The organism is Agromyces sp. S2-1-8 (assembly GCF_021129215.1).
GTDB classification, from domain to species: domain Bacteria; phylum Actinomycetota; class Actinomycetes; order Actinomycetales; family Microbacteriaceae; genus Agromyces; species Agromyces chromiiresistens.
Map to the genome: position 1 here is coordinate 2,096,875 of NZ_JAJOLP010000001.1, position 23,667 is coordinate 2,120,541.

Genomic DNA, 23,667 nt, shown 5'->3' on the forward strand with positions numbered 1-23,667 from the left:
GTCGATCGTCGACGGCACCGGCCGCCGCGACGGCGGCGTCGAAGAGCGCGCGGATGCCTCGGGGCAGGGACGGTGCCGGGGAACCGGCGAGCTGCGCGGCGATCACCGGCCATGCCGGGTCGCGATCGCGTCGCTCGAGCTCGAGGCAGCGCACGCACGGCCCGCGGCCGGGCTCGACGAGCGGCCCGACGCGCCAGCCCCGGTCGTCATCGACGACGACGAGGTGCGGCACGTCCGCCCGGAGCCAGCGCAGGTGCTGCGAGGGCGGCACGACCCAGTGCGCGGCGAGGACCGCCAGCGCAGGCACCGCGGCGGCCGTGGCGCCGTCGAATTCGGCGGGGGTGGTCGTGGCGTGGCCGAGATGGGCGAGCATGGCCGACAGGCGCGCGGCGAAGGGTGCCGGCCCGTCGACGACGACGAGTGCCCGCGCCCCCGTCTCTGCGGGTGCACGGTCGGAGGCGTCGTCGGCCTCGTCGGAGTCCGCGACGAACGCCGGCGCGAGCAGCGCGAGCACGCGATCGATGTCGCCGGGAGACCCGTCGAGGCCGGCGCCGATCGTGCGCACCGTCGCGAGGCTCGCGCCGTGGCGCAGCAGGCCGATGAGCCCGGTCTCGAGCGGGCCGGGGTCGTCGATGATCACGCGCGGGGTCTCGGCGCCGAGCTGCAGCTCGACGGGCGAGCGCCAGACGAGCGGGAGGGCCGGATCGATTCGCGGAGCCATGCCGAGAGCATGCACCAGGACCCGACACCGCCGCGGAATCCTTCCACAGGGTGCCCTCGTGCGACGAGCGCTCAGGCCTCGGGCGACTCGCCGTCTTCTCCGGGGCCGGCCGGCGTCTCGCCGCGGAGGAGCTGCTCGAGGGCCTGGTCGAACTCGTCGTCGGCCTCGTTCTCGGCGCTGTCGGCACCGGTGAGCCGTGCGATGAGCCCGCTCGGGTCGTCGAGGTCGTCGGCCGTCGGCAGGAGGTCGGGATGCGCCCACAGCGCGTCGCGCGCCTCGACGCCGACCGCGTCGGTGACGGCCCGCCACATCGCGGTCGCCTCGCGGAGGCGGCGCGGACGCAGCTCGAGGCCGACGAGCGTCGCGAACGCCGACTCGGCGGGGCCGCCCGACGCACGTCGCCGTCGGATCGTCTCGGCGATCGCGTCGGTACGGGGGAGTCGGCCGGTCGCGTCGGCGGTGGCGGCGTCGACCCAGCCCTCCACGAGCGCGAGCATCGTCTCGAGGCGGGCGAGGGCGCCCTGCTGCGCCTCGCTCTTCGGGCGGATCAGCGCACCCGACACGACCGCCTGCCGCAGCTCTTCGGTGTTCGACGGGTCGAAGCCCTCGGCCAGCTGCTCGAGCCGGTCGGTGTCGATGTCGATGCCCTTCGCGAACGCGGTGATCGCCGTGATGAAGTGCAGCCGCAGCCACCGCGCGTGGCGGAAGAGCCGAGCGTGCGCGAGCTCGCGCACGGCGAGGTACAACTCGACCTGGTCGGTGGGGATGTCGAGGCCCTGGCCGAACTCGGCGGCGTTCTGCGGCAGGATGGCCGCCCGCGAGTCGTCGAGCAGGGGCAGCCCGACGTCGCCGCCGGAGACGACCTCGGTCGAGAGCTGGCCGACGACCTGGCCGAGCTGCATGGCGAACAGCGTGCCGCCGATGCCGCGCAGCATGCGGCTCGCATTCTCGATCATGCCGCGCATCTCTTCGGGCGCCTGCTCGAGCATCACGCGCGTGAGCGCGTCGGAGATCGAGAGGGCGACCGGTTCGGCCAGCTGCGTCCAGATCGGCATCGTCGCGGCGACCCACGCCCTGCGGGTGAGGAGTTCGGGCGTCTGCGGCAGCGACGAGAAGTCGACCGCCTCGTCGAGCCACAGCGAGGCGACCTGGAACGCCTGGTCGAACCGGGCCCGCTCGGCGTCGGAGATCTGCTGCTGGCCCGCCGCGGCGCGCTCCTCGCCCTGTCGGGTGGCGATGCTCCAGTCGATGCCGTCGCCGCTGTGGTTCATCGCCTGCTGCAACTGCCCGAACAGCGCCGCGACGCTCGCCGGGTCGTCGGGCAGGCCGGCCGCGCCGGCGAGCTTCGACGGGTCGATGCCGCCGGCACCCGAGAGCAGCTCCCGCAGCATCTCGCGGAACTCGTCCTCCGGGCTCCGGTCGCCGGGTTCACCCTGCTGATCGGCCACGTGCGCCACCTCCACGTCTCGTCGCTTCAACCGTAACGCGACGATCCCGGGTGGCGACCGGGAAATGGCCTAGGCTGGCTCTTCGGGTGTCCGCCCTTCGCGAACAGCGCCGGCCTGGCCGCCCCCGCAACCCCCGCACCCGCTGCGATCGGCGCGAAAGGATGCCCGATGGCCCTCTTCTCCGACGACTCCTCGTCGGCGCATCACCGGCACGAGTGGTCGCTCCGCGAGCGCATCGGCTGGGGCTCCGTCACGGTCGCGGTCGTGATCGGGCTCGTCTTCGCCGTGATGCCGTCGCCCTACGTGATCGAGGCGCCCGGTCCCGTCTACGACACCCTCGGCTCGGCCGAGAACGCCGACGGCGATGAGGTGCCGCTGATCCACATCCCCGGCGAGACGACCTACCCGACCGACGGCGAGCTCAACCTGCTCACGGTCTCCGTGTTCGGCAAGCCCGGCAACACCCCCAGCTGGATCGAGGTGATGACGGCATGGTTCGACCGCACGCGCTCGGTCATGCCGATCGAGGCAGTCTTCCCACCCGGGGTGTCGAACTCCGACCGCGATGCGCAGAACCAGGCCGCGATGGTCGACTCCCAGCAGGACGCGATCGCGGCGGCGCTCGTGGAGCTGGGCTACGACTTCCCCCGCGAGGTGACCGTCGTGTCGCTGCTCGACGACTCGCCCGCGGCCGGGGTCATCGAGCCCGACGACGTCATCGTCTCGCTCGACGGCACCCAGGTGCACTCGATCGGCGAACTGCAGCAGGCGGTCGGCGAGCACGGCACGGACGACCCGGCGGAGATCGTGATCGAGCGCGACGGCGAGCAGCAGACCGTCGAGGTGACACCGGTCGACAACGGGGGCACGCCCGTGCTCGGGGTCGGCGTTCGCATGCACTACGAGTTCCCGGTCGACGTCGAACTGCAGCTCGACAACGTGGGCGGCCCGAGCGCCGGCATGATGTTCGCGCTCGGCATCGTCGACGAGCTGACGCCGGGCGCCATGACCGGCGGCGAGGTCGTCGCGGGCACCGGCACGATCGACTCGGCGGGCCGGGTGGGCCCGATCGGCGGCATCCGCCAGAAGCTGTGGGGTGCCGAGGGCGCGGGCGCCGACTGGTTCCTCGCGCCCGAGTCGAACTGCGACGAGGTGGTCGGGCATGTCCCCGACGGCATGAACGTCTTCGCGGTGTCGACGCTCGACCAGGCGCGCACGATCGTCGAGGACCTCGCCGACGGCGAGGTGACGGGTTCCTACCCGTCGTGCGACGCCTCCTGACCAGCAGATTCCAAGCATCGCGACTCTAGGATGGAGTCCCGATCCCATCCCGACCGAACATGAGGCCGAGAGTGTCAGCACAGCCGCAAGAACCGAGGATTCCGCGCCGTCGCGCGCCGATCGCCATCACGATCGGCATCGTGGTGGTGCTCGTCATCGCGTTCTTCGTGTTCACCGGCCTCTACGCCGACGTGCTCTGGTACCAGCAGCTCGGATTCCTCTCGGTGCTCACCACCGAGTGGATCGCCCGTGCCTCGCTGTTCGTGATCGGCTTCCTCGCGATGGCCCTGCCGGTGTGGGGCTCGATCCAGATCGCGTACCGCACGCGCCCGGTGTACGCGAAGCTCAACTCGCAGCTCGACCGCTACCAGGAGGTGTTCGAGCCGCTCCGCCGGCTCGCCATGTACGGCATCCCGGTGGTCCTCGGCGTCTTCGCCGGTGTCTCCGCCTCGAGCCGCTGGGAGGTCACCCTCGCGTGGCTGAACCGCACCCCGTTCGGGCAGACCGACCCGCAGTTCGGCCTCGACATCGGGTTCTACATCTTCGAGCTCCCCTTCTATCGCGGGGTCGTCGGCTTCGCGTCGGCGGTCGTCCTGCTCTCGGTGCTGCTCGTCATCGCGACGAACTACCTCTACGGAGCCATCCGCGTCTCGGGCCGCGAGGTCGTCATCTCGAAGTCGGCGCGCATCCAGATCGCGGTCACGGCGGGCATCTACCTGCTGCTGCAGGGCATCAGCATCTGGCTCGACCAGTACGCCACCGTCACCGAATCGGGCTCGCTCATCACGGGCGCCGCGTACACCGACGTCAACGCGGTGATCCCGGGCCGAGGCATCCTCGCCGGTGTCGCGGTCGTCGTCGCCGTGCTCTTCTTCGTGACCGCGATCATCGGAAGGTGGCGGCTGCCCCTCATCGGCACGGCGCTGCTCATCGTCACGAGCCTGCTCATCGGCACCCTCTACCCGTGGGTCGTGCAGCGCTTCCAGGTCGACCCGAGCGCGAAGTCGCTCGAGGCGCCGTACATCCAGCGCAACATCGACCTCACCCGCGACGCGTACGGCGTCGCGGAGGTCGAGGAGATCCCGTTCGAGGCGAAGACCGACGCCGAGCCGGGCGCGCTCCGCTCCGACGCCGAGACGACCGCGAACATCCGCCTGATGGACCCGCTCGTGATCTCGCCCGCCTTCGAACAGCTCGAGCAGTTCCGCCAGTACTACCAGTTCCCGAAGCAGCTCGACGTCGACCGCTACGACATCGACGGTGAGACCCAGGACACCGTGGTCGCCGTCCGCGACGTCAAGCTCTCGGGCCTCGGCGACGCCGAGACCTGGTTCAACTCGCACCTCGTGTACACGCACGGCTACGGCCTCGTCGCCGCGGCCGGCAACCAGCGCTCGGTCGACGGCCAGCCCGTCTTCATCCAGTCCGGCATCCCGCAGTCGGGCACGCTCGGCGACTTCGAGCCTCGCGTGTACTTCGGCGAGGGATCGCCGCAGTACTCGATCGTGGGCGGCCCGAAGGGCAGCGATCCGATCGAGCTCGACTACCCGGCGGGCGGCGACAACGAGCAGCAGACGCAGACGACCTTCGCGGGCGACGGCGGGCCGAAGCTCGACAACGTGTTCACGAAGCTCGTCTACGCGCTCAAGTTCCAGTCGGAGCAGATCTTCCTCTCCGACGAGGTCACGACCGACTCGCAGATCCTCTACGATCGCGACCCGATCCAGCGCGTGCAGAAGGTCGCGCCGTACCTCACGCTCGACTCCGACACCTACCCGACCGTCGTCGACGGGCGCATCGTGTGGGTCGTCGACGGGTACACGCTGAGCGACCAGTACCCGTACTCGAACAAGGTGAGCATGTCGGAGGCGATCGCCGACAGCGAAGGCCTCACCCCGTCGCTCGCGTTCGACGAGGTCAACTACATCCGCAACTCGGTGAAGGCCACGGTCGACGCCTACGACGGCACGGTCACGCTCTACGCGTGGGACGAAGAGGACCCCATGCTGCAGACGTGGCAGAAGGTCTTCCCGACGACGATCGAGCCGATGAGCAAGATGTCGGGCGAGCTCATGAGCCACGTGCGCTACCCGTCCGACCTGTTCAAGGTGCAGCGCGCCGTGCTCGGCCGCTACCACGTCACCGAGGCGAGTCCGTTCTACTCGCGCGAAGACGCGTGGACGACGCCGAAGGAGCCGACCGCGGGCGCGAACACCGCCTTGCTGCAGCCGCCGTACTACCTGACGATGCAGATGCCGGGCCAGGACGCACCGGCCTACTCGCTCTACTCGACGTTCATCCCCGAGGCGCGGGGCGACCAGAGCCGCAACGTGCTGCGCGGGTATCTCGCGGTCGACTCCGATGCAGGTGCAGAAGACGGCAAGCGGTCGGACGGCTACGGCAAGCTCAGGCTGCTCACGCTCCCCGAGGACGACAACGTGCCCGGCCCCGGCCAGGTCCAGGCGAAGTTCAACTCCGATCCGAGCGTGTCGCAGTCGCTCAACCTGCTGAAGCAGGGCCAGTCCGACGTCATCAACGGCAACCTGCTCACGGTGCCCGTCGGCGGGGGACTGCTCTACGTGCAGCCGGTCTACGTGAAGTCGACGGGCAACACGAGCTACCCGCTGCTGCAGAAGGTGCTCGTCGCGTTCGGCGACCAGATCGCCTTCCAGGACACGCTCGACCAGGCGCTGAACGTGCTGTTCGGCGGTGACTCGGGCGCGACCACGGGCGACGAGAACGTCGAGCCCGAGCCGGGCGGCGAGGGCGAGAACGGCGGTTCGACGCCGACGACGCCCGAGACGCCGAGCGACGAGATGCAGGCGCTGCTGAACCAGGCCAAGCAGGCGCTGAAGAACAAGAAGACCGCACTCGCGGAGGGCGACTGGACCGCATACGGCCAGGCCGACGCGCAGCTGGCCGACATCATCTCGAAGATGATCGCCCTGACCGACGAGTCGGGCGGCGGCACGACCGACGGCGGCACGACCGACGGCGGCACGACCGACGGCGGTTCAGGCGACTGACGATGGGCTTCGACCTGCGCGACGGCGAGTGGCTCGACGACAACCGGGCCAACTGGGACGAGCGCGTCGGGGTGCACCTGGCGAGCGACTTCTACGACCAGGCGCCGCTGCGCGCCGGCGGGGGAGTGCTCGACCCGATCGCCGCGGCCGGCATCGACCGGCTGCATCCCGACGGCCTCGAGGGCGTCCGGGTGCTGCACCTGCAGTGCCACTTCGGCTCGGACACGCTCTCGCTCGTGAACCGCGGCGCGACGGCGGTCGGCATCGACTTCGCCCCCGCGGCCGTCGCCGAGGCTCGGCGCATGGCCGCCGAGCTCGGCGTCGAAGGTCGCGCGCGGTTCATCGAGTCCAACGTCTACGACGCCCGGCACATGCTGCCGGAGCCCGAGTCGTTCGACCTCGTCTTCGCGACCTGGGGCACGATCAACTGGCTGCCCGACATCGCCGAGTGGGCGCGCATCGTCGCCTGGTTCCTGAAGCCGGGCGGTCGCCTGTACTTCGCCGAGGGGCATCCGTCGGCGATGGTGCTCGACGGGGCCGACGGACCCGGTGGGTTGCCGACGATCAGCTACGCGTACGACAACGCCGGGCAGCCCGACGTGCTCGACGATCCGAGCGACTACGCCGACCCCGGGGCGAAGCTCGTCAACTCCCGCAACTGGGAATGGCTGCATCCGCTCAGCACGGTGCTCGGCGCGCTGCGCGACGCCGGCCTCGAGGTCGAGGCGTTCGACGAGCACTACTCGGTGCCGTGGCAGATCTACCCGGCGACGCCCGCGCTCGGCGAGGGCATGTACGGCTGGCCGGCCGAGCACTGGCTGCCGCTCTCGTACGAGATCGTCGCGCGCAACCCGTCGGCGGCGTAGCGACGCGCGTCGGGCCCGCGACCGCGAGCAGCACGGATGCCTCGGAGCGTGCCCGCTCCGAGGCATCCGCCGTCCTCCGGGGAATCAGCCGAGCGGGCCCTCCTCGGCCGCGCGCAGCGTCTCACCGAGCGCGCCGCCGAGCTCGTTGCGGTAGTCGCCCGAGAGGTCCCACCACATCGCGCCGCCGTAGCCCTGTTCGGCGAGCCATTCGGCCTTCTGCTCGACCGACTTCGGGTCGTCGAGGCTCCACCACTGGCCGGTCGCCGCGTCGTAGCGCCAGGAGGCGCCGATCGCGGGGTCGTAGTAGCCCTCGCCGATCGAGCGGATCTCGTAGTACGGCTTCGTGCCGATCGAGCTGACGGCGGGGTCGGGCGTCCACACGGCGCGGTCGCCGACGGTCACGCCCGTCCAGCCCTGGCCGTAGGCGGGGATGCCGACGTTGAGCTGTTCCGGCCGGGCGCCGGCGGCCGTGTAGAGGCCGACCGCGTTGTCGAGGGCGAGGCCCCAGTTGTTCGAGCCGTCGGGGTGCAGGTTGCCCTGGTGGCCCGTGTTGCCCGTCCAGCCGCCCGCGTAGTCGTAGCCCTGGATGTTGAGCCAGTCGACGACGTCGAAGAGGCGCGGGTCGGTCCAGCCGCCCGCGTTCGTGTTCCAGCCGCCCGCGGGGGCGAACGCGGTCAGCAGGTAGTCCTCGCCCGTCTCGGCGCCGTACGCGTCGAGCTGGCGGCGGAACTCCTCCATGAGCGCGAGGAAGTTCTCACGGTCGGCGGGGGAGGCGTTGGCCGTCTCGCCGCCGTTGACCGGCCACTCCCAGTCGACGTCGATGCCGTCGAAGACGCCGGCCGCGGCGCCGGGGCCGCCGAGATGGCCGACCCTCGGCAGGTCGCCCTTCAGGTAGAGGTCGATGCACGACGAGACGAGCCGCTCGCGGCTCTCGGCGGTCGCCGCGGCGGCCGAGAAGTTGTCCGACCAGGTCCAGCCGCCGAGCGAGATGAGCACCTTCGTCTCGGGGCTCACGGCCTTGAGCTTCTTGAGCTGGTTGAAGTTGCCGGCGAGGCGCTGATGCCGGTTCGGCAGGTCGCGCTTGCCGTCGACCGAGTCCTGCGGCGAGACGAGTCGCAGGTAGTCGTTGTACGCATCGCCCTCGCCCGCGACATCCGTGATCTCGCAGGCGAGGTTCGCGGTGACGTTGCCGAACGCGTAGTTGATGTGGGTGACGTCCTCGATGGCACCCGTCGTGAGCAGGTCCTCGATCTCGAAGTCACGGGTCACCGGGGTGTCGGCCATCAGGTAGCCGACGCTGCGGTAGCCGTTGATGTCGCTCGGGCCTTCGGGCCCGTCGTGGCCCTTCGCAACGGCGGGGGCGGCCGCGGAGGCGGCGATGAGCGCGGTGGTGGCGGCGGCGATGGCCGCGCCGCGCAGGAGGGGGCGTGGTGACATGGAATCCTCATCGATCGTGGTCTGCCGGCCGCCGCGGGTGCGGCGGTTGCCGGGACACTACCAAGGCCGTCCACGTAAGTTAAGACTCCTCACAAAGGTTCGCGGATGTCGCGAGCGAAGCCGCACGGTCGCTGTGGAGACCTCCAATCGAATCGCGCGGGCGTGCACATGCTGCACACCCGCGGCCGAGGGCTCGGCGTGATTTCCGCCTCCCGATGAGCGTGCTCGCCGCAGCGGTCGCGGGGTCGAGAAGGCGGCCGATTGGACGGTGCCCGTTTCCCGTGCTAGTGTTTTCTCTTGTGCCGCGGGGTGGAGCAGTTCGGTAGCTCGCTGGGCTCATAACCCAGAGGTCGTAGGTTCAAATCCTGCCCCCGCAACGAGAAGAAGGCCCGGAATCGTCGAGATTCCGGGCCTTCTGCTTTTCTGCGCCGGGCACTTGCACGGGAGACGTCACCGTCTGCGGCGGCGTCAATTCCCATCGCGTCGCTTCGTCTCGTCGGTGTAGTCGGCCTTGTGCCAGTGCTCGCCCTGCGCCGCGCGCCAGCGGCCCTCTCGTCGCTGCGCCGCCCCGCGACCGGCCGCCGCATCGACGTCGGTCTCGGAGTCGACCTGGGCGTCCGCCTCGACGTCGGCGTCGACCCGGGCGTCGGCGTCGGCGTCAGCGTGGGCGTCGACCCGGGCGTCGGCGTCAGCCTGGGCGTCGGCGGCGTCGGCCTCGTTTCCGGAGGCGTCGAGCGATCCGCCTTCGGTCTCCCAACGCTCGTCCGCTCGAGCGCCTTCGCGTGGAGCGCGTTTCTTGTTCATGGGCACCTCCTCTTCAGCGCCCGGAGTCCGTGATGTCCTCCGCTTCGCAGTATCGGCACTCAACATGTGCGCACTCACAGGTAACCGGGCGCGCACCCGGCTCACGGCGATCGACGTGCACCGACCCGGCCGACCGCCGCCGTGGGGCCCCTACGATGGCCACATGCCCGTACCCGAGACCGCCGTCGCCCTCCAGGCCGCCGCGATGCGCGGATTCCGCACGCTCGAGGACGTGATCGACGTGATCCCGCCGGCCGTTCGCGATCGGCCGTTCCCGATCGCCCCTGCGTCCGCCGAGGCATCCGGCGTTCCGGGCGCCGGGCGCGACCGCGACCTGCAGGACGTGCTCAACCACCTGCACGCGTGGCACGAGCTGCTGCTCGGCTGGCTCGATGCGATCGATGCGGGCACGACGCCGGCCTATCCGGCCGAGGGCTACGACTGGGAGCACCTGGACGCACTCAACCGGTCGCTGCGCGACAAGTACCGCGTGCGCGACGTCGCGCGGGCGTTCGCCCGCGTCCAGGCGAGCCATGCCGCCGCCCTCGCGCGGGTGTCGGCCATCGGCGGCGACGTGCTCTTCGATGCGGATCGGTTCGACTGGCTCGGCGAGCCGCTCGCGGTGCCCGCGCACGAGTGTCTCGGCGGGCACTACGGCTGGGCCGTCGAGGCGATCGCGGCGCGGTTCGACTGACGCATGCCGGGGCCGGGAGGGTGCGAAATCCTCCCGGCCCCGAGCGGCTCGGCACGCCGAGCCGACGGCCCGGCCTCAGCCGGACTTGCGGTTCCCCGTGTTCGTGACCGTGAGCGTGTACCCGGCGTCGAGGTACGTCAGGTCGCCCGTCGGCAGGTTCGACACGAGCGTCACGAAGTCGCGGTTGTTGCCGCTCGCGCGCTTCGTCTGGAAGCCGGCCTGCGAGATCGCGTCGCCCTCGAGCCGGTAGACGAAGTTGCCCGCGTCGTCGGTGATCTCGAAGGGCGAGTCGACGCCCGGCGTCAGGTCGCAGGTCGCGACGATCTGGAGCGTCCAGTTGTTGTCCTGGAGTCCCGTCGTCTCGAACCATTCGCCCTCGTCCGACGACAGCGTCGCCGCGGCGCCGTTCACCATCACGTCGTCGACGAACCAGCCCGTGTCGAGGTACGCCGCGTCGGTGGAGTACCGGAACTGCACGTCGGTCGTGCCGGCGGGCAGCTGCGCCGTGTAGTGCACGTACACCGGCTCGTCGACGAAGTACTCACCGCCCGAGGTGCCGGTCAGGCCGTTGCCCGTCGGGTTGTTGCCGTGCGGGTCGTCATCGGTCGTCACCTCGGTGCCGGCGTCGTCGACGAGAGGCACCGTGACCCACTCGCCGCCGACGAGCGCCTCGACGAATCCGTAGTCCCAGCCCTCCTCGATGAAGTGCCAGGTCCAGAAGTCGAGCGAGGTCACCGCTCCGGTGACGTCCACGTCGAGGACGTTCTCCGACTGGCTCTCGTAGCCGGCGTACCAGTGCGTGTCGCCGGTGTGGGGTGCGATCCGCGTGGTGTCGTCGCCGTCGAGCGCGACGGTGACGGTCGGCCCGGGGTTGCGGAAACGCTCGACCTGGATGCCGTACGGCAGCGCCACGTCGCTCGAGGGGTTCGCCCGGCGCAGCCACTTGGCCTCGGGCTGGGCGCCCTGGTTCGAGCCCCGGCCCTCCCAGAACTGGTCGTCGGCGATGTCGAAGGTCCAATTCGTGAACGCGGGGTCGCCGAAGTCGACGGCCTTGATGTCGAAGCGGTCGGATGCCTCGTCGTCGAGGTAGACGGCGACCGCCCAGTCGCGGTAGAGGTCCTCGGCCGAGCGGAGCTCGGCGCCCGTCTCGCCGTTGAAGGCGTCGATGGCGGCCTGCACGCCCTCCATGCCGTCGGCCGGGTTCTCGAAGATGAGCTTGATCAGCAGGTCGCCGCCCTCGCCGTCGTATTCGAGATCGGGTTCGTAGGTTCCGTCGCCGTTGCCGCCGGCCTGCTCCCACAGGTACTGGAAGAAGGTGTACGCGGCGCCGTAGTTCTCGAGGCCGCCGCCCCATCTGGTCAACGACGTCTCGGCGTAGAACACCTGGTGGTAGGTGAGGTGCGAGCCTCCGACGTCGTAGCCGTTGAGGAACACCGCGAAGTCGGCGAGGCCCTCGTCGACCCAGGAGAGTTCCCCGGGATCGCTGTAGTTGTGCAGCAGGTGCTCCAACTCGTGCGCGATGACGCCCTCGTAGAGGGTCGGCTGGTCGTTGTCGGGGTCGTCGTCGTTCCACTCCGAGTCGGCGGGGCCGACCCGGTTCGCCCAGTCGTACGCGTCGATCACGATGGCGTTCATGCCCGACGAGTCGATGAACTCGGGGGCGAAGTACCCGGCGGTGTACGTGGTCTCCGTGCAGTCGTAGTACTGGGTGTCCTGCACGTTGTAGACCACCATGACGAGCGAGTCGCTCGCGGGCTCGTCGGGGTCGGCCGCGTCCATGGGCCCGAAGTGCTCCTCGTCGACGGCGACGATCTGGTTCGAGAGCTCGGCGCCCATGTAGTCGATCTGCGCCTGCGTGAGCGTGTAGTCGGCGACGTCGGCGTCGGCGCACGGCACGAACTCGTCGTCGGGGGTGGGGTCGAAGGCGGGGTCGAGGCTGTCGACGCCGGTCGGCGCGCTGCCGTCGAGCGGCGTGCCCACGGGCACGTAGATGTACACGGGGGTGTCGTCGGGCGTCGTGCCCGCGTAGACCCGGGTGAAGTCCTGGTCGTAGGTGCCGCCGGCCTCGCTGTCGTTGATCGGCAGCGTGATCGTCGGTTCGCCCGGAAGGTTCAGGTGGTCGTCGGCCTGGGCCGGCAGGGCGGATGCCGCGACGAAGGCCGCGGCGGCGACGGCGATGCTCGTGGCGGCGCCGACCGCCCTTGATGGTGCTCGGAGCACGGCGGTGTCCCATTTCTCTCGTGGACCCGTGGCGCCGGACGGTCTGCCCTTCGTCGCGCGGGACCGATCTGTTCGGAGTCCGCGTCGTCGCGGCCTCCGTGATGAACCCGGCCAGTACAGCACCTCGGAATTCTCATCGGAAGGGGCTTGCACACCCGCCCGTGATGCGCAGTACCGCGTCGCCACCCGCCGATCGGGAGTGCGGGCGACGCTTCGCGGCCAGGCCCGGGCCTACGCTGGTGGCATGGTGGACGGCGAGGTCGTGATGGATGACGAACGGAGCGACGGCGAGGCATCCGGCGGTGACCTGGGGGTCGCCGTCGCGCAGTTCGCACCTGTTGCGGATGTCGCGGCGAATCTCGACACGATCGAGGGGCTCGCCCGCACGGCGGTGGCGCGCGGCGCGCGGCTCGTCGTGCTCCCCGAGTACTCGATGTTCTTCACCGCCGAGCTCGGCCAGGAGATGGCCGATGCCTCCGAGCCGATCGACGGCGCCTTCGCGGGCGCGCTCGGCGCGCTCGCGGGCGACCTCGGCGTGCACCTCGTCGCGGGCATGCTCGAGCAGGCCTCCGACCCCGAGCGCTTCTCGAACACGCTCGTCGCGTTCGACGACGACGGGCGGCTCGTGGCGGCGTATCGCAAGCAGCACCTCTACGACGCGTTCGGGCAGCGGGAGTCCGACCGGGTGGTCGCGGGGGCGGTCGACGCACCCGAGATCTTCACCGTCGACGGCGTGCCGGTGGGGATGCAGACCTGCTACGACCTGCGATTCCCCGAGGTCACGCGCACGATCGTCGACGCCGGGGCCGAACTCGTGCTCGTGCCGGCCGAGTGGGTGCGCGGCCCGCTGAAGGAGCACCACTGGCGCACGCTCGCGACCGCGCGCGCGATCGAGAACACCGTGTACCTCGCCGCCGCCGACCAGACGCCGCCCGTCGCGGTCGGCAACAGCTTCGTCATCGACCCCATGGGCACCGAGCTCGCGGGCCTCGGCGAGCAGGCCGGCGTCGCGGTCGCCTGGGTGTCGCGCGAGCGCGTCGCCGCCGTCAGGCGGGTGAACCCGGCGCTCGCGCTGCGCCGGTACGCGGTCGTGCCCCGCTCAGCCGCGACCGAGTGAGGCGAGACGCGCGGAGGCCTCCTCGAGCACGGGCATGCGCTTGCAGAACGCGAAGCGCACGAGGCTGCGATACGCGTCATGGCGGTCGGGGTGCACGAACGCCGACACGGGCACCCCGACGACGCCCGCTCGCCCCGGCAGCTCGCGGCAGAGCCGCGCCGCGTCCGAGTGGCCGAGCGGCGAGGCATCCGCGACGACGAAGTAGCCCGCCTGCGGGGGCGAGACCGCGAACCCGGCCGACTCGAGGCCCGCGGCGAGCAGGTCGCGCTTCGCGGCGAGCGCCGCCGCGGCGCCGGCGAAGAACTCGTCGGGCAGGTCGAGCCCGGTCGCGATCGCCGGCTGGAACGGCGCCCCGTTCACGTAGGTCAGGAACTGCTTCACCGCGAGCACGGCGCTCACGAGCGGTGCGGGTGCGCTGAGCCAGCCGATCTTCCACCCTGTCGTCGAGAACGTCTTGCCGCCCGACGAGACCGAGATCGTGCGCTCGCGGGCACCGGGGAACGTCGCGATCGGGCGGTGCGGCGCGTCGAAGACGAGGTGCTCGTACACCTCGTCGGTCACGATGAGCACGTCGTGGAGCTCCGCGAGGCGCACGATCTCGGCGAGCACGTCGTCGTCGAACACGGCCCCCGTCGGGTTGTGCGGCGAGTTGACGATGATCATGCGAGTCCGGTCGGTGATCGCGCGGGCGAGCGAGTCGAGATCGGGCCGCCAGCCGGGGAATGTGAGCGGCACCGTGCGGTGCACGCCGCCCGCGCGCGCGATGAGCGCGGCATACGCGTCGTAGTACGGCTCGAAGGTCACGACCTCGTCGCCGGTGTCGACGAACGCGAGGATCGTCGCGGCGAGCGCCTCGGTCGCGCCAGCGGTCACGAGCACCTCGGACGCCGCGTCGAGCTCGATCCCGTACCACCGGGACCAGTGGCGCGCGATCGCCTCGCGCAGCACCGGCATGCCGATGCCGGGCGGGTACTGGTTGAGCCCGGCCGCGATCGCATCGCGGGCCGCGTCGAGCACGGCGGCCGGGCCGTCCTCGTCGGGGAACCCCTGGCCCAGGTTGATGGCCCCGGTGCGTGCGGCGAGGGCGCTCATCTCGGCGAAGATCGTGGTGGCGATCGCACCGTCGGCGCCGAGCAGGCCCGCCCCGGCCGCCGTGCGCTGCCACGGGCTGAGACCGGCGGTCACGGGGGAGAAGTCGCTCATCTTCACACCGTACGCGAGGCTCGGGCCGGTACGCTGGCGCCGGGCCCTCGGGTCGCCCGGGCCCGGGGCGGACCACTGCCGGATGAATCACTGCTCGCTGATAGCCGAGACATAGACTCCGCAAATCCCCCGCACAGGCTGCCGCGGGATGCTGGCATCGCTTTGGAAGGAGCAGACATGACCGACACGACCAACGGCGCCACGGGGGAGCCCCGCGAGGCCGACGTCCCCGCGGAGCAGACCACGCCCGTGACCAGCACCACCGACGCTGCCGCCGTTTCGGCCGCGACCGGGGCCGGCCCCACCGAGGCCCACGAGACCACCACGCCCGAGGCGGCCGTCGAGACGACCGCCGTCACCACCACGCCCGACGCCGCCGTCGAGACGACCGCCGTCGAGACGGTCGCGAAGGCGGAGGCGCCCGCCGCCCCGGCTCCCGCCGCGCCGCAGCCGGCCCCTGCCGCGCCCGCGGCCCCGGCCGCCGCGACCGGCGTCGTGTACCAGCCGGGCCAGGCGCCCCAGCCCTACCACGCCCCGCAGTACGCCAAGCAGACGCAGGCGACCGCCCCGACGGCTCCGGTCGCGGGCCAGGTCCCCCCGGCCTTCGGCGGCCCGCAGCCGTCGCAGCCCACGGCGCCGATCGCCGGCGCCCCGGGCCAGCACGGCCCCGCGGCTTCCGCCAAGGAGCCCAAGCAGCGCAAGGTCGGACTCGGCGTCGCCGCCGCGATCGTGGCCGCCGCCCTCATCGGCGGTGCCTCGGGCGCCGGCATCACCGCGCTCGTCGCTGCGAACCAGCCGGCGAACTCGACGGCCGCGTCGAACTCGGCGCAGAACATCGTCGTCAACGACCCCGACTCGGTGAACCAGATCTCGGCGGTCGCCGCGAAGGCGAGCCCGAGCGTCGTGACCATCTCGGTCTCGAGCGGCGAGGGCGCGGGCACCGGCTCGGGCATCATCCTCTCGAAGGACGGCTACGTGCTCACCAACACGCACGTCGTGACCCTCGACGGCGCGACCGCCGACCCGACCATCCAGGTCAAGACGAACGACGGCCACCTCTACAAGGCCGAGCTCATCGGCACCGACCCGCTCAGCGACCTCGCGGTCATCAAGCTGGTCGACGCGTCGGGCCTCACCCCGCTCGAGTTCGCCGACTCGTCGAAGCTCAACGTGGGCGACACGGCGATCGCGATCGGCGCGCCGCTCGGCCTCTCGGGCACCGTGACGAACGGCATCGTGTCGGCGCTCAACCGCTCGATCGACGTCGCCTCCTCGGCGGCCCCGTCGACCCCCGACGACAGCACCGAGGGCGACGACAGCCAGGGCGACAGCGGCCAGGGCGACGGCGGCCAGAACGGCGACAGCCCGTTCGACTTCTTCTTCGACATCCCCGACGAGGGCGGCCAGTCGCAGGAGCAGGCGCCGCAGCAGCAGGCTGCGGGCGCGGGCCAGGTGGCGCTGCCGGTCATCCAGACCGATGCGGCCATCAACCCGGGCAACTCGGGCGGCGCGCTCGTCGACAGCGAGGGCAAGCTCATCGGCGTGAACGTCGCGATCCTCGGCACCGGCGACTCGTCGGGCGGTCAGAGCGGCAACATCGGCGTCGGCTTCGCCGTGCCGTCGAACCTCGCCGAGCGCATCGCGAAGGAGATCATCGAGAACGGCTCGGCCACCCACGGCCTGCTCGGCGCGACGGTCACCTCGGCCGCGGCCGACGAGCAGAGCGACACGGTCGGCGCGCTCATCACCGACGTCTCGTCGGGCGGCGCCGCCGAGAAGGCCGGCCTCAAGCAGGGCGACGTCGTCACCGGCTTCAACGGCCTGCCGATCACCGACCAGACCGACCTCACCGCCCAGGTGCGTGCACTGGCCGGCGGCGACAAGGCCGAGCTCACCGTCACCCGTGACGGCGACACCAAGACCGTGACGGTCGAGCTCGACACGTTCGAGGGCTGACCCAGAACGGCACGGATGCCTCGGCCCGAGGCCACGCGACGGGGCCGGATCGGATTCGATCCGGCCCCGTTCGGCGTCGCCCGGCGCGGCGCCCGCCGCGAGGCGTCGCCTGTTAGGCTCGATCGACCCGAGCACGAATGAGGAACATGCCCGAGCACCACCCCGAGACGGCACCGTCGTCGCTCGTCGGCGTGTCGTACGTCATGCCCGTGCTGAACGACGCCACCCACGTTCGGGCCGCCGTCGAATCGATCCTCGCGCAGGACTATCCGGGCCCGGTCGAGGTGCTCATCGCCCTCGGCCCGTCGATCGACGGCACGGCCGAGCTCGTCGGAGACCTCGCATCGCGCGACGACCGGGTGCGCGTGCTCGAGAACGTGGTGGGCTCGACCCCCGCGGGGCTCAACATCGGCATCCGCGCCGCGCAGTACCCCGTGGTCGTCCGGGTCGATTCCCACTCCATGCTGCCCGTCGACTACGCGCGCATCGCCGTCGAGACGCTCGAGCGCACGGGGGCCGACAACGTCGGCGGCATCATGGACGCGCGTGGCGAGACCCCCTTCGAACGAGCGGTCGCGCTGGCCTACACGACCAAGGTCGGGCTGGGCGGTTCGGCGTTCCACGTCGGCGGGGTCGAGGGCCCGGCCGAGACGGTGTACCTCGGCGTCTTCCGACGGTCGGCGCTCGAGCGGGTCGGGCTCTTCGACGAGTCGATCAAGCGCGGCCAGGACTGGGAGCTGAACCGTCGCCTGCGCGAGACCGGCGGCACCGTGTGGTTCACCCCCGAGCTCGCGGTGACGTACCGACCGCGCTCGAGCCTCGACCGGCTCGCGCGGCAGATGTTCTCGACGGGCCTCTGGCGGGGCGAGCTCGCCCGCCGTTTCCCGGCATCGAACGGCCTCCGCTACTTCGTTCCGCCGGCGATGGTCGTCGGCGTGACCATCGGCCTCCTGCTCGGCATCGGCGGGCTCGTGCAGCTCGCCGTGGGGGCCGCGCCGTGGCTGCTCCTCGGCTTCGCCGCACCGCTCGTGTACCTGGCCTTCGTCGTGGCGGCGACGATCGCCGAGGCCCGCGGCCGGGGTGCGGGCACTGCCGGCTGGTTTCTCGTAGTGTTGCCGTGCATACATGTCACGTGGGGCATCGGCTTCGTGCTCGGCTACCTGTCGCTGACGAGCAACATCGCACGGCACACGGGAAGGTGAGCACGGGATGACTGACGCCCGACCGGTGACGACCAGGCCGGCGAACATCGCAGAGCTGCGCGCCGTCGCGCAGCCGCCTGAGGTGCGCGGCCGCCGCAACGCCGAGCACTGGACCGCTTCGCTGTACCTCCGCCGGTTCTCGATCTACCTCACGTGGGCGCTGCTGAAGACCAGGATCTCGGCGAACGGCGTGACCGGGCTCATGATCCTCGTCGGCTGGTCGACGGCCGCCGCGCTCCTCATCCCGGGCGTCTGGGGCGCGCTCCTCGCGGTCGTGCTCGGGCAGCTGCAGATGCTCGTCGACTGCTGCGACGGCGAGGTCGCGCGCTGGCGGCGCACGTCGTCGCCCGCGGGCGTGTTCCTCGACAAGGTGGGCCACTACACGACGGAGGCGCTCATCCCGATCGCGCTCGGCATCCGCGCGGCCGCGTACCCGCTCGAGTTCCCCGAGGACTTCCTGTGGACCACGATCGGTGCGATGCTCGCGCTCGTGATCGTGCTCAACAAGGCGCTCAACGACATGGTGCACGTCGCCCGCGCGAACGCCGGGCTGCCGAAGCTCGCCGACACGCACGGCGAGACGGCGCCCCGCGGCGGACTCGTCGCGAAGCTGCGCAGGGCGGCGAGGTTCGTGCCGTTCCACCGCCTCTACCACTCGGTCGAGCTCACGCTCATCGCGTTCGCGGCGGCAGTCGTCGGGCTCTTCGCCGGCCAGCCCCTCGTCGACCGCATCGTCGTCGCGGCGTTGCTGCCGCTCGCCGTGCTCGCGGTGATCGGCCACTTCGTCGCGATCATGGCGAGCCGTCGTGTCCGGTCCTGACGTTCCGCTCCCGCCCGCGGCGGGCGCAGGCACCGCGACCGTCGGCGTCGTCGTGCTCACGATGGGCAAGCGGCCCGACGACCTCGCCCGCGGCATCCGCAGCGTGCTCGACCAGCGCGGCGTGGAGGTCGACGTCGTCGTGGTCGGCAACGGCTGGGACCCGGCGACCGCCGACCCGTCGCTGCCGGCCGGGGTGAAGACCCGGCACCTTCCCGAGAACCTCGGCATCCCCGCGGGTCGCAACGCCGGCGTGCCGCTCGTCGCGGGCGAGGCGCTCTTCTTCCTCGACGACGATGCGTCCCTGCCGAGCGACACGTTCCTCGCCGACGGCTGCCGTCTGCTCGCCGAGCGACCCGAGCTCGGGCTCATCCAGCCCCGGGTCGTCGACCCGACCGGTCTCGCCTCTCCGCGCCGCTGGATACCCCGGATCCGGAAGGGCGACCCGGCGCACTCGAGCCCGGTCTTCTCGTGCTGGGAGGGCGCGGTGCTCATGCCCCGCGCGGTCTTCGACGCGACGGGCGGCTGGGCCGACCCGTTCTTCTACGCGCACGAGGGCATCGAGCTCGCGTGGCGCGTGTGGGACACCGGGCACATCGCCTGGTACGAGGGCGGCCTCGAGGCCGCTCACCCGGTGATCGATCCGGCCCGGCACTCGTACTACTACCGGCTCAACGCCCGCAACCGGGTCTGGCTCGCGCGACGCAACCTGCCCGCGGTGCTCGTGCCGTTCTACGTCGGCTCGTGGACGGCGATCCAGGTGCTGCGCTGGGCGCGGCGGCCCGCTGCGCTGGGCGCCTGGTTCGGCGGGTGGCGAGCCGGGTGGCGGGAGTCGCCCGGCGAGCGACGGCCGATCTCCTGGCGCACCGTCTGGCGGATGACTCGCGCAGGGCGCCCGCCCGTCGTCTGAGGCCGTTCTCCGGCCCCGGTGGTCGAGTAGCGTGGCGTCGCAGTCTCGATGTCTCGATGTCTCGCTGTCTCGCTGTCTCGCTGTCTCGCTGTCTCGCAGTCTCGCTGTCTCGCTGGTCGTTGGCGCCGCCGCAGGCGACGTATCGAGACCCAGATGCAGGACGATCCGTCGAGCCGGCTCTTCATGCACGGTGCCCGCCGAACAGTCCTGCAGCTTGCCACCGGTGCCGCCGCGCGGACGACCGCAGCTGCCGCGTCGACTCGACGAACGCAGGACGATCGGGTCGGCAGGCGCCCAACGCGGGGTGCCGACCGCAGAGTCCTGCAACTTGCCGCACCCGACGCCGCCGCCACTCTGTGGATGACCCGCTCATCGCACGCCTTCCGGCGGACCCACAGCGACGGCGGAGTGGTGGAGAGTGCGTCGACGGGTGCGAGGCGGGCCGACCTCGACGCCAACCAGTTCAGCCCGACCCGCACCGGCTCTGTCTCTGCCGAGCGTACTGAGCACACGGTGACCCTCGAGGCGGTGTTGTCGGCGGAGTATCGGTTCGGCGATTCGGGGTGGCGGCCCGATCTCGGGCGTTCTCGCGGTCGCGGGGTACCAGGTCGCTCGCGAGTGAGGTCGACACGGTGCTCACGATCGGTGCTTGCAAGGCGAACCCCTCGGGTCCGGGCTGTTGAGACTGACCACCGGCCGCCGTAACGATCGGCTCTCGGTCTCGGCCGCGCATCCGCCACGAGGCATCCGCCCAGCCGGGGCTCGCTACCCTTGGACGGTGGGATTGAGGAAAGACGCGCGTCGCGCCGTGAAGCTCGCGAAAGACATCATGTGGTCGCGGCGGGCGCAGCGGTCGCTCAAGGCGAAGCTCGCCGACCGGCCGCCGCTCGAGCCGCACCGCTACCGCGTCGGCGTGTACTTCGCCGACGGCAAGGTCAACCTCTACCAGCTGCGCCAGTGGTACGCCCCGCTCGCCGAGCTCGCCGAGACGCATCCGGTGCTGATCCTCAGCCGAGCCTCGGGCGCGGCGCTGAAGCTCCTCGACGAGTCGCCGCTGCCGGTCGCGTACGTGCGTCGCGTCGCCGACCTCGAGCGGGTCATCCATGAGCAGGACCTGCACGTCATCCTCTACGTGAACCAGAACGCGAAGAACTTCCAGATGATGCGCTACGGGCGCCGCTGGCACGTGTTCATCAACCACGGCGAGTCCGACAAGATGTACATGACCACGAACCAGTTCAAGGCGTACGACTACGCCCTGATCGCGGGCGACGCGGCTCGCGCGCGGCTCGACAAGGTGCTGTGGGACTACGACTTCGACAAGCGGGCGATCCCCATCGGGCGCCCGCAGGCCGACCACTACCTCGACGGCAGCCCGTTGCCGTACACGCCCGACGAGCGCGAGGTCGTGCTCTACGCGCCGACCTGGGAGGGCGACCGCGCGGCCGCCGCATACGGCTCGATCGCGTCGCACGGCGTCACCCTCGTCGAGGGCTTGCTCGCCACCGGGCGGCACCGGGTCATCTACCGCCCGCACCCGCGTTCGGGAGTGCTCGACGAGCAGTACGCCGCCGCGAACAAGCGCATCATCGCCGCGCTCGAGCAGGCGAACGCCGCCGACCCCACCGCGCAGCACGTGTTCGACGACGGGCCGAAGCTCGGCTGGCAGCTCGCGGCCGCCGACGTCGCGATCGTCGACATCTCGGCGATGGTCTACGACCGCCTCGCCGCCGGAAAGCCGCTGCTCATCACGCGCCCGGCGAACCCGGCCGCGCAGATCGACACGGGCGGCTACCTGCAGGCGTGCGAGTGGCTCGACGCCGGGGATGCCTCGGCCATGGTCGAACGCGTCGACGAGGTGGCGCACGACGAGCAGGCGCTCGAGCGCCTGAAGTTCTGGGTCGAACGCTACTTCGGCGACACGACGCCGGGGGTGACGACCGCCAGGTTCCATGCGGCGATCGACCACCTGATGGCCGAGTGGGAGCGCTTCGCGGCGCTGCACGCCGCTGACGGAGAGGTCGACGATCACGACGTCGAGGGCGAGGCGGCCGAATCGGGCGCGGGCGACGAGGCCGAGCTCGGGTGACACCCTGCTCGCCGGTCGAGTAGGCGCGCAGCGCCGTCTCCAGGCCACGACCACGCCCGCTGGTCGAGGAGCGTCGACGCGAAGCGGTGACGCGTCTCGAAACCCGTCGCGTCCCTCCGAAGTCGACCTACACTGACGTCATGGCGCAGCTCATCACCGAAGCCGACCTCGACGACCTCGAGCTCCGGGTCTCCGACGGCCCGGGCCATCACACGGCGCAGGCCGAGCTGCTCGAGCGATGGGCGGTCGAGGGCGACGGGTTCGTGCTCGGCGACGGAGTGCGGCGCGCGCAGCTGCTGTTCATCGCGGCCGAGCACCTCGAAGCGGCCGGTGAGCTCGATCGCGCACTCGCGGTCGCGCGGCGTGCCGCCGAGGCATCCGATGTCGAACCGGGCGAGGCGGGCGGAACGCTCGTGTCGATCCTGCTCGATCTCGGTGAGCGCGACGCGGCGATCGCCGAGGCCGACCGGCTGCGCGCCGCCCGGCTCGACGACTGGTGGCGGTTGCTCGACGTCGCCGAGGTGTTCGAGCTGGCCGACGAGCTCGAGCTCGCGGAGCGCTGGTTCGTGATCGCGCTGCGCTGCGTCGAGCGCGACCCCGAGCACGACGTCGACGACCGCATCGCGGCCCTCGCCGGGCGCTACCGGGTGCGCCGCGACGCCGGCAAGGCCGAAGACGTGCTCGACGTCGAGGCGCGGGAACTCGCGGGGCTGCTCGGAGTGGAACTGGGATAGGGGGCTGCGCTCGAGGCCCGGCCCCGGTCAGGCCGGAGGCCCGGCCCCGGTCAGGCCGGAGGCGCGGCCGCTTCGCCGCCGCCGCCAGCATCTGCGGTCGGCGTGTCACGGGCATCTGCGGTGTCGCGGGCATCGGTCTCCGCGGTCGCGCGTCGAGCTGCGATCTGCGCGAACGGCCGCATCGCCGCCCGCCCGACCGCGCCGCCGACGACGCCGGCAGCACGAGCGACTCGCCGGCCCGCCGCCACGACGGCCGCGTCGTCGCCGACGGGCTCGAGCTCGGACGGCAGCAGTGCGGGCGCCTGCCCGAACGCGAGCCGCGACTGGGCGAGCACCTTGCGGCCGAGCATGTGGTTGCCGACGCCGCCGATCGCGGCGCCGATGCCGAACGGGATCGCCTTGCCGATGATCCCCGCGCCGCCGCGCACGGCGAACTGCCTCATGAACGTGCGGCGCAACTGGTCGACGACCGTGCCCATCACCGCCTTCGGCAGGCTGTTCGTGATGAGCTCGCCCCAGTACGCGCTGCGTGCGACGCCGGAGCCGGTCACCTGGCCCGCGAACTGGCGGACGAGATCACTGCCCTCATCGCCGAGCATGAGGGTCATCACGAGCGCACGCGCGCGTTCGGGATTCTCCAGCGGGATGCCGTGCACCTCGGTGACCGACTGGGCGAACAGGGCCGTGGCCTCGAGGAAGCCGGCGGTCTCGACCCCCGACAGGGCGAGCGTGATGCCGGTGCTGATGCCCGGGATCACCGCGGTCGCACCAACGGCGGCGCCGCCGGTCGTCACGGCCGTGAGGTAGCGGCGCTCGAGGATGCGGACGAGCTGATCGGGCGTCGCGCCGGGGGCTCGCCGGCGGATGCTCCGGAGGTGCGCGACGACGACCGGTCGCTGGATGGCGAGCGCACGATCGATCGCATGCTCGACGCCATGGGCACGTCCCCCATCGACGGTCGGTGCAGCTGACGGCCGCCCATCGGCGTTCGCGTGCCCGGAGTGCTCGTCGGCGTGCCCGGAGTGCTCGCGAGGCGCACCGGAGTCCATCGACGTGATCGTGTGCACCGGCTCGGCCATGCCGTCGATCCTAGATCGCCCCGACTGATTTTGCCCCCCAAAGTGAGGGTTTCTCTTGTCAGC

At 71.3% G+C, this 23,667-nt stretch carries 17 protein-coding genes and 1 tRNA gene; 12 read left to right on the forward strand and 6 right to left on the reverse strand.

Annotated features, from left to right (window positions below):
* Nucleotides 1–792: 792 nt before the first annotated feature.
* Nucleotides 793–2,169: a zinc-dependent metalloprotease gene (locus LR269_RS09580; RefSeq protein WP_374201106.1), complete on the reverse strand. Its 1,377-nt coding sequence runs from the start codon at nucleotides 2,167–2,169 to the stop codon at nucleotides 793–795.
* Between the two features lie 168 nt (nucleotides 2,170–2,337).
* Between LR269_RS09580 and LR269_RS09585 the strand changes: the two genes are divergently transcribed.
* The 3 genes from LR269_RS09585 to LR269_RS09595 are packed head-to-tail and all read left to right on the forward strand — an operon-like array spanning nucleotide 2,338 to nucleotide 7,342.
* Nucleotides 2,338–3,450: a PDZ domain-containing protein gene (locus LR269_RS09585; RefSeq protein WP_231430549.1), complete on the forward strand. Its 1,113-nt coding sequence runs from the start codon at nucleotides 2,338–2,340 to the stop codon at nucleotides 3,448–3,450.
* Nucleotides 3,451–3,509: 59 nt separating this feature from the next.
* A complete protein-coding gene (locus LR269_RS09590) occupies nucleotides 3,510–6,476 on the forward strand; it encodes a UPF0182 family protein (RefSeq protein ID WP_374201107.1) in 2,967 nt (988 codons plus the stop codon).
* A gap of 2 nt (nucleotides 6,477–6,478) precedes the next feature.
* Nucleotides 6,479–7,342 carry a bifunctional 2-polyprenyl-6-hydroxyphenol methylase/3-demethylubiquinol 3-O-methyltransferase UbiG gene (locus LR269_RS09595; protein ID WP_231430551.1) on the forward strand — a complete coding sequence of 288 codons (864 nt, stop codon included), beginning with the start codon at nucleotides 6,479–6,481 and terminating at the stop codon, nucleotides 7,340–7,342.
* Nucleotides 7,343–7,426: 84 nt separating this feature from the next.
* On the opposite strand, the gene LR269_RS09600 is transcribed toward LR269_RS09595, so the two are convergent.
* Complete coding sequence (locus LR269_RS09600) at nucleotides 7,427–8,779, reverse strand: glycoside hydrolase family 18 protein (RefSeq protein ID WP_231430552.1); 1,353 nt, start codon at nucleotides 8,777–8,779, stop codon at nucleotides 7,427–7,429.
* Between the two features lie 303 nt (nucleotides 8,780–9,082).
* On the opposite strand from LR269_RS09600, the gene LR269_RS09605 reads away from it, so the two are divergent.
* A tRNA-Met gene (locus LR269_RS09605) sits at nucleotides 9,083–9,156 on the forward strand.
* 91 nt (nucleotides 9,157–9,247) lie between these two features.
* Here the strand turns inward: LR269_RS09605 and LR269_RS09610 are convergent.
* A complete protein-coding gene (locus LR269_RS09610; protein ID WP_231430554.1) occupies nucleotides 9,248–9,583 on the reverse strand; it encodes a hypothetical protein in 336 nt (111 codons plus the stop codon).
* 163 nt (nucleotides 9,584–9,746) lie between these two features.
* Here LR269_RS09610 and LR269_RS09615 point away from each other — a divergent pair, with 163 nt between their 5' ends.
* Nucleotides 9,747–10,277 (forward strand): ClbS/DfsB family four-helix bundle protein, encoded by a 531-nt coding sequence (locus LR269_RS09615; protein WP_231430556.1) that lies wholly within the window; start codon nucleotides 9,747–9,749, stop codon nucleotides 10,275–10,277.
* A gap of 75 nt (nucleotides 10,278–10,352) precedes the next feature.
* Here the strand turns inward: LR269_RS09615 and LR269_RS09620 are convergent, their stop codons facing one another.
* Nucleotides 10,353–12,497 (reverse strand): immune inhibitor A, encoded by a 2,145-nt coding sequence (locus tag LR269_RS09620; RefSeq protein WP_231430557.1) that lies wholly within the window; start codon nucleotides 12,495–12,497, stop codon nucleotides 10,353–10,355.
* 265 nt (nucleotides 12,498–12,762) lie between these two features.
* On the opposite strand from LR269_RS09620, the gene LR269_RS09625 reads away from it, so the two are divergent.
* Nucleotides 12,763–13,614 carry a carbon-nitrogen hydrolase family protein gene (locus LR269_RS09625; protein WP_231432306.1) on the forward strand — a complete coding sequence of 284 codons (852 nt, stop codon included), beginning with the start codon at nucleotides 12,763–12,765 and terminating at the stop codon, nucleotides 13,612–13,614.
* Here LR269_RS09625 and LR269_RS09630 read toward each other — a convergent pair.
* The gene (locus tag LR269_RS09630) at nucleotides 13,597–14,817 is read right to left on the reverse strand and encodes an aminotransferase class I/II-fold pyridoxal phosphate-dependent enzyme (protein WP_231430558.1); all 1,221 of its coding nucleotides are present in this window, start codon (nucleotides 14,815–14,817) and stop codon (nucleotides 13,597–13,599) included. The two genes, LR269_RS09625 and LR269_RS09630, sit on opposite strands and share 18 nt — an antisense overlap.
* 177 nt (nucleotides 14,818–14,994) lie before the next feature.
* Here LR269_RS09630 and LR269_RS09635 point away from each other — a divergent pair, with 177 nt between their 5' ends.
* The 6 genes from LR269_RS09635 to LR269_RS09660 all read left to right on the forward strand — a co-directional run bounded on the left by LR269_RS09635 (nucleotide 14,995) and on the right by LR269_RS09660 (nucleotide 22,525).
* The gene (locus LR269_RS09635; protein WP_231430559.1) at nucleotides 14,995–16,773 is read left to right on the forward strand and encodes a trypsin-like peptidase domain-containing protein; all 1,779 of its coding nucleotides are present in this window, start codon (nucleotides 14,995–14,997) and stop codon (nucleotides 16,771–16,773) included.
* A gap of 146 nt (nucleotides 16,774–16,919) precedes the next feature.
* Entirely contained in the window at nucleotides 16,920–17,975 is a 1,056-nt protein-coding gene (locus LR269_RS09640; protein ID WP_231430561.1) for a glycosyltransferase family 2 protein, read from the forward strand.
* A 7-nt stretch (nucleotides 17,976–17,982) separates the two neighbouring features.
* Nucleotides 17,983–18,795 carry a CDP-alcohol phosphatidyltransferase family protein gene (locus LR269_RS09645; RefSeq protein ID WP_231430562.1) on the forward strand — a complete coding sequence of 271 codons (813 nt, stop codon included), beginning with the start codon at nucleotides 17,983–17,985 and terminating at the stop codon, nucleotides 18,793–18,795.
* 61 nt (nucleotides 18,796–18,856) lie between these two features.
* Nucleotides 18,857–19,702, forward strand: a complete 846-nt coding sequence (locus LR269_RS09650) for a glycosyltransferase family 2 protein (protein ID WP_231432307.1) — start codon at nucleotides 18,857–18,859, stop codon at nucleotides 19,700–19,702.
* Between the two features lie 778 nt (nucleotides 19,703–20,480).
* Nucleotides 20,481–21,791 carry a CDP-glycerol glycerophosphotransferase family protein gene (locus LR269_RS09655; RefSeq protein WP_231430564.1) on the forward strand — a complete coding sequence of 437 codons (1,311 nt, stop codon included), beginning with the start codon at nucleotides 20,481–20,483 and terminating at the stop codon, nucleotides 21,789–21,791.
* 140 nt (nucleotides 21,792–21,931) lie between these two features.
* Nucleotides 21,932–22,525 carry a hypothetical protein gene (locus LR269_RS09660; RefSeq protein ID WP_231430565.1) on the forward strand — a complete coding sequence of 198 codons (594 nt, stop codon included), beginning with the start codon at nucleotides 21,932–21,934 and terminating at the stop codon, nucleotides 22,523–22,525.
* Between the two features lie 50 nt (nucleotides 22,526–22,575).
* Here the strand turns inward: LR269_RS09660 and LR269_RS09665 are convergent, their stop codons facing one another.
* The gene (locus LR269_RS09665; protein WP_231430566.1) at nucleotides 22,576–23,604 is read right to left on the reverse strand and encodes a hypothetical protein; all 1,029 of its coding nucleotides are present in this window, start codon (nucleotides 23,602–23,604) and stop codon (nucleotides 22,576–22,578) included.
* Nucleotides 23,605–23,667: the final 63 nt, after the last annotated feature.

Bases quoted from the DNA above. Each gene is read 5' to 3' on its own strand.
- LR269_RS09585 (WP_231430549.1), top strand. From the start codon at position 2,338: ATGGCCCTCTTCTCCGACGACTCCTCGTCGGCGCATCACCGGCACGAG.
- LR269_RS09590 (WP_374201107.1), top strand. From the start codon at position 3,510: ATGAGGCCGAGAGTGTCAGCACAGCCGCAAGAACCGAGGATTCCGCGC.
- LR269_RS09595 (WP_231430551.1), top strand. From the start codon at position 6,479: ATGGGCTTCGACCTGCGCGACGGCGAGTGGCTCGACGACAACCGGGCC.
- LR269_RS09600 (WP_231430552.1), bottom strand. From the start codon at position 8,779: ATGTCACCACGCCCCCTCCTGCGCGGCGCGGCCATCGCCGCCGCCACC.
- LR269_RS09610 (WP_231430554.1), bottom strand. From the start codon at position 9,583: ATGAACAAGAAACGCGCTCCACGCGAAGGCGCTCGAGCGGACGAGCGT.
- LR269_RS09615 (WP_231430556.1), top strand. From the start codon at position 9,747: ATGCCCGTACCCGAGACCGCCGTCGCCCTCCAGGCCGCCGCGATGCGC.
- LR269_RS09625 (WP_231432306.1), top strand. From the start codon at position 12,763: ATGGATGACGAACGGAGCGACGGCGAGGCATCCGGCGGTGACCTGGGG.
- LR269_RS09630 (WP_231430558.1), bottom strand. From the start codon at position 14,817: ATGAGCGACTTCTCCCCCGTGACCGCCGGTCTCAGCCCGTGGCAGCGC.
- LR269_RS09635 (WP_231430559.1), top strand. From the start codon at position 14,995: ATGACCGACACGACCAACGGCGCCACGGGGGAGCCCCGCGAGGCCGAC.
- LR269_RS09640 (WP_231430561.1), top strand. From the start codon at position 16,920: ATGCCCGAGCACCACCCCGAGACGGCACCGTCGTCGCTCGTCGGCGTG.
- LR269_RS09645 (WP_231430562.1), top strand. From the start codon at position 17,983: ATGACTGACGCCCGACCGGTGACGACCAGGCCGGCGAACATCGCAGAG.
- LR269_RS09650 (WP_231432307.1), top strand. From the start codon at position 18,857: ATGGGCAAGCGGCCCGACGACCTCGCCCGCGGCATCCGCAGCGTGCTC.
- LR269_RS09660 (WP_231430565.1), top strand. From the start codon at position 21,932: ATGGCGCAGCTCATCACCGAAGCCGACCTCGACGACCTCGAGCTCCGG.
- LR269_RS09665 (WP_231430566.1), bottom strand. From the start codon at position 23,604: ATGGCCGAGCCGGTGCACACGATCACGTCGATGGACTCCGGTGCGCCT.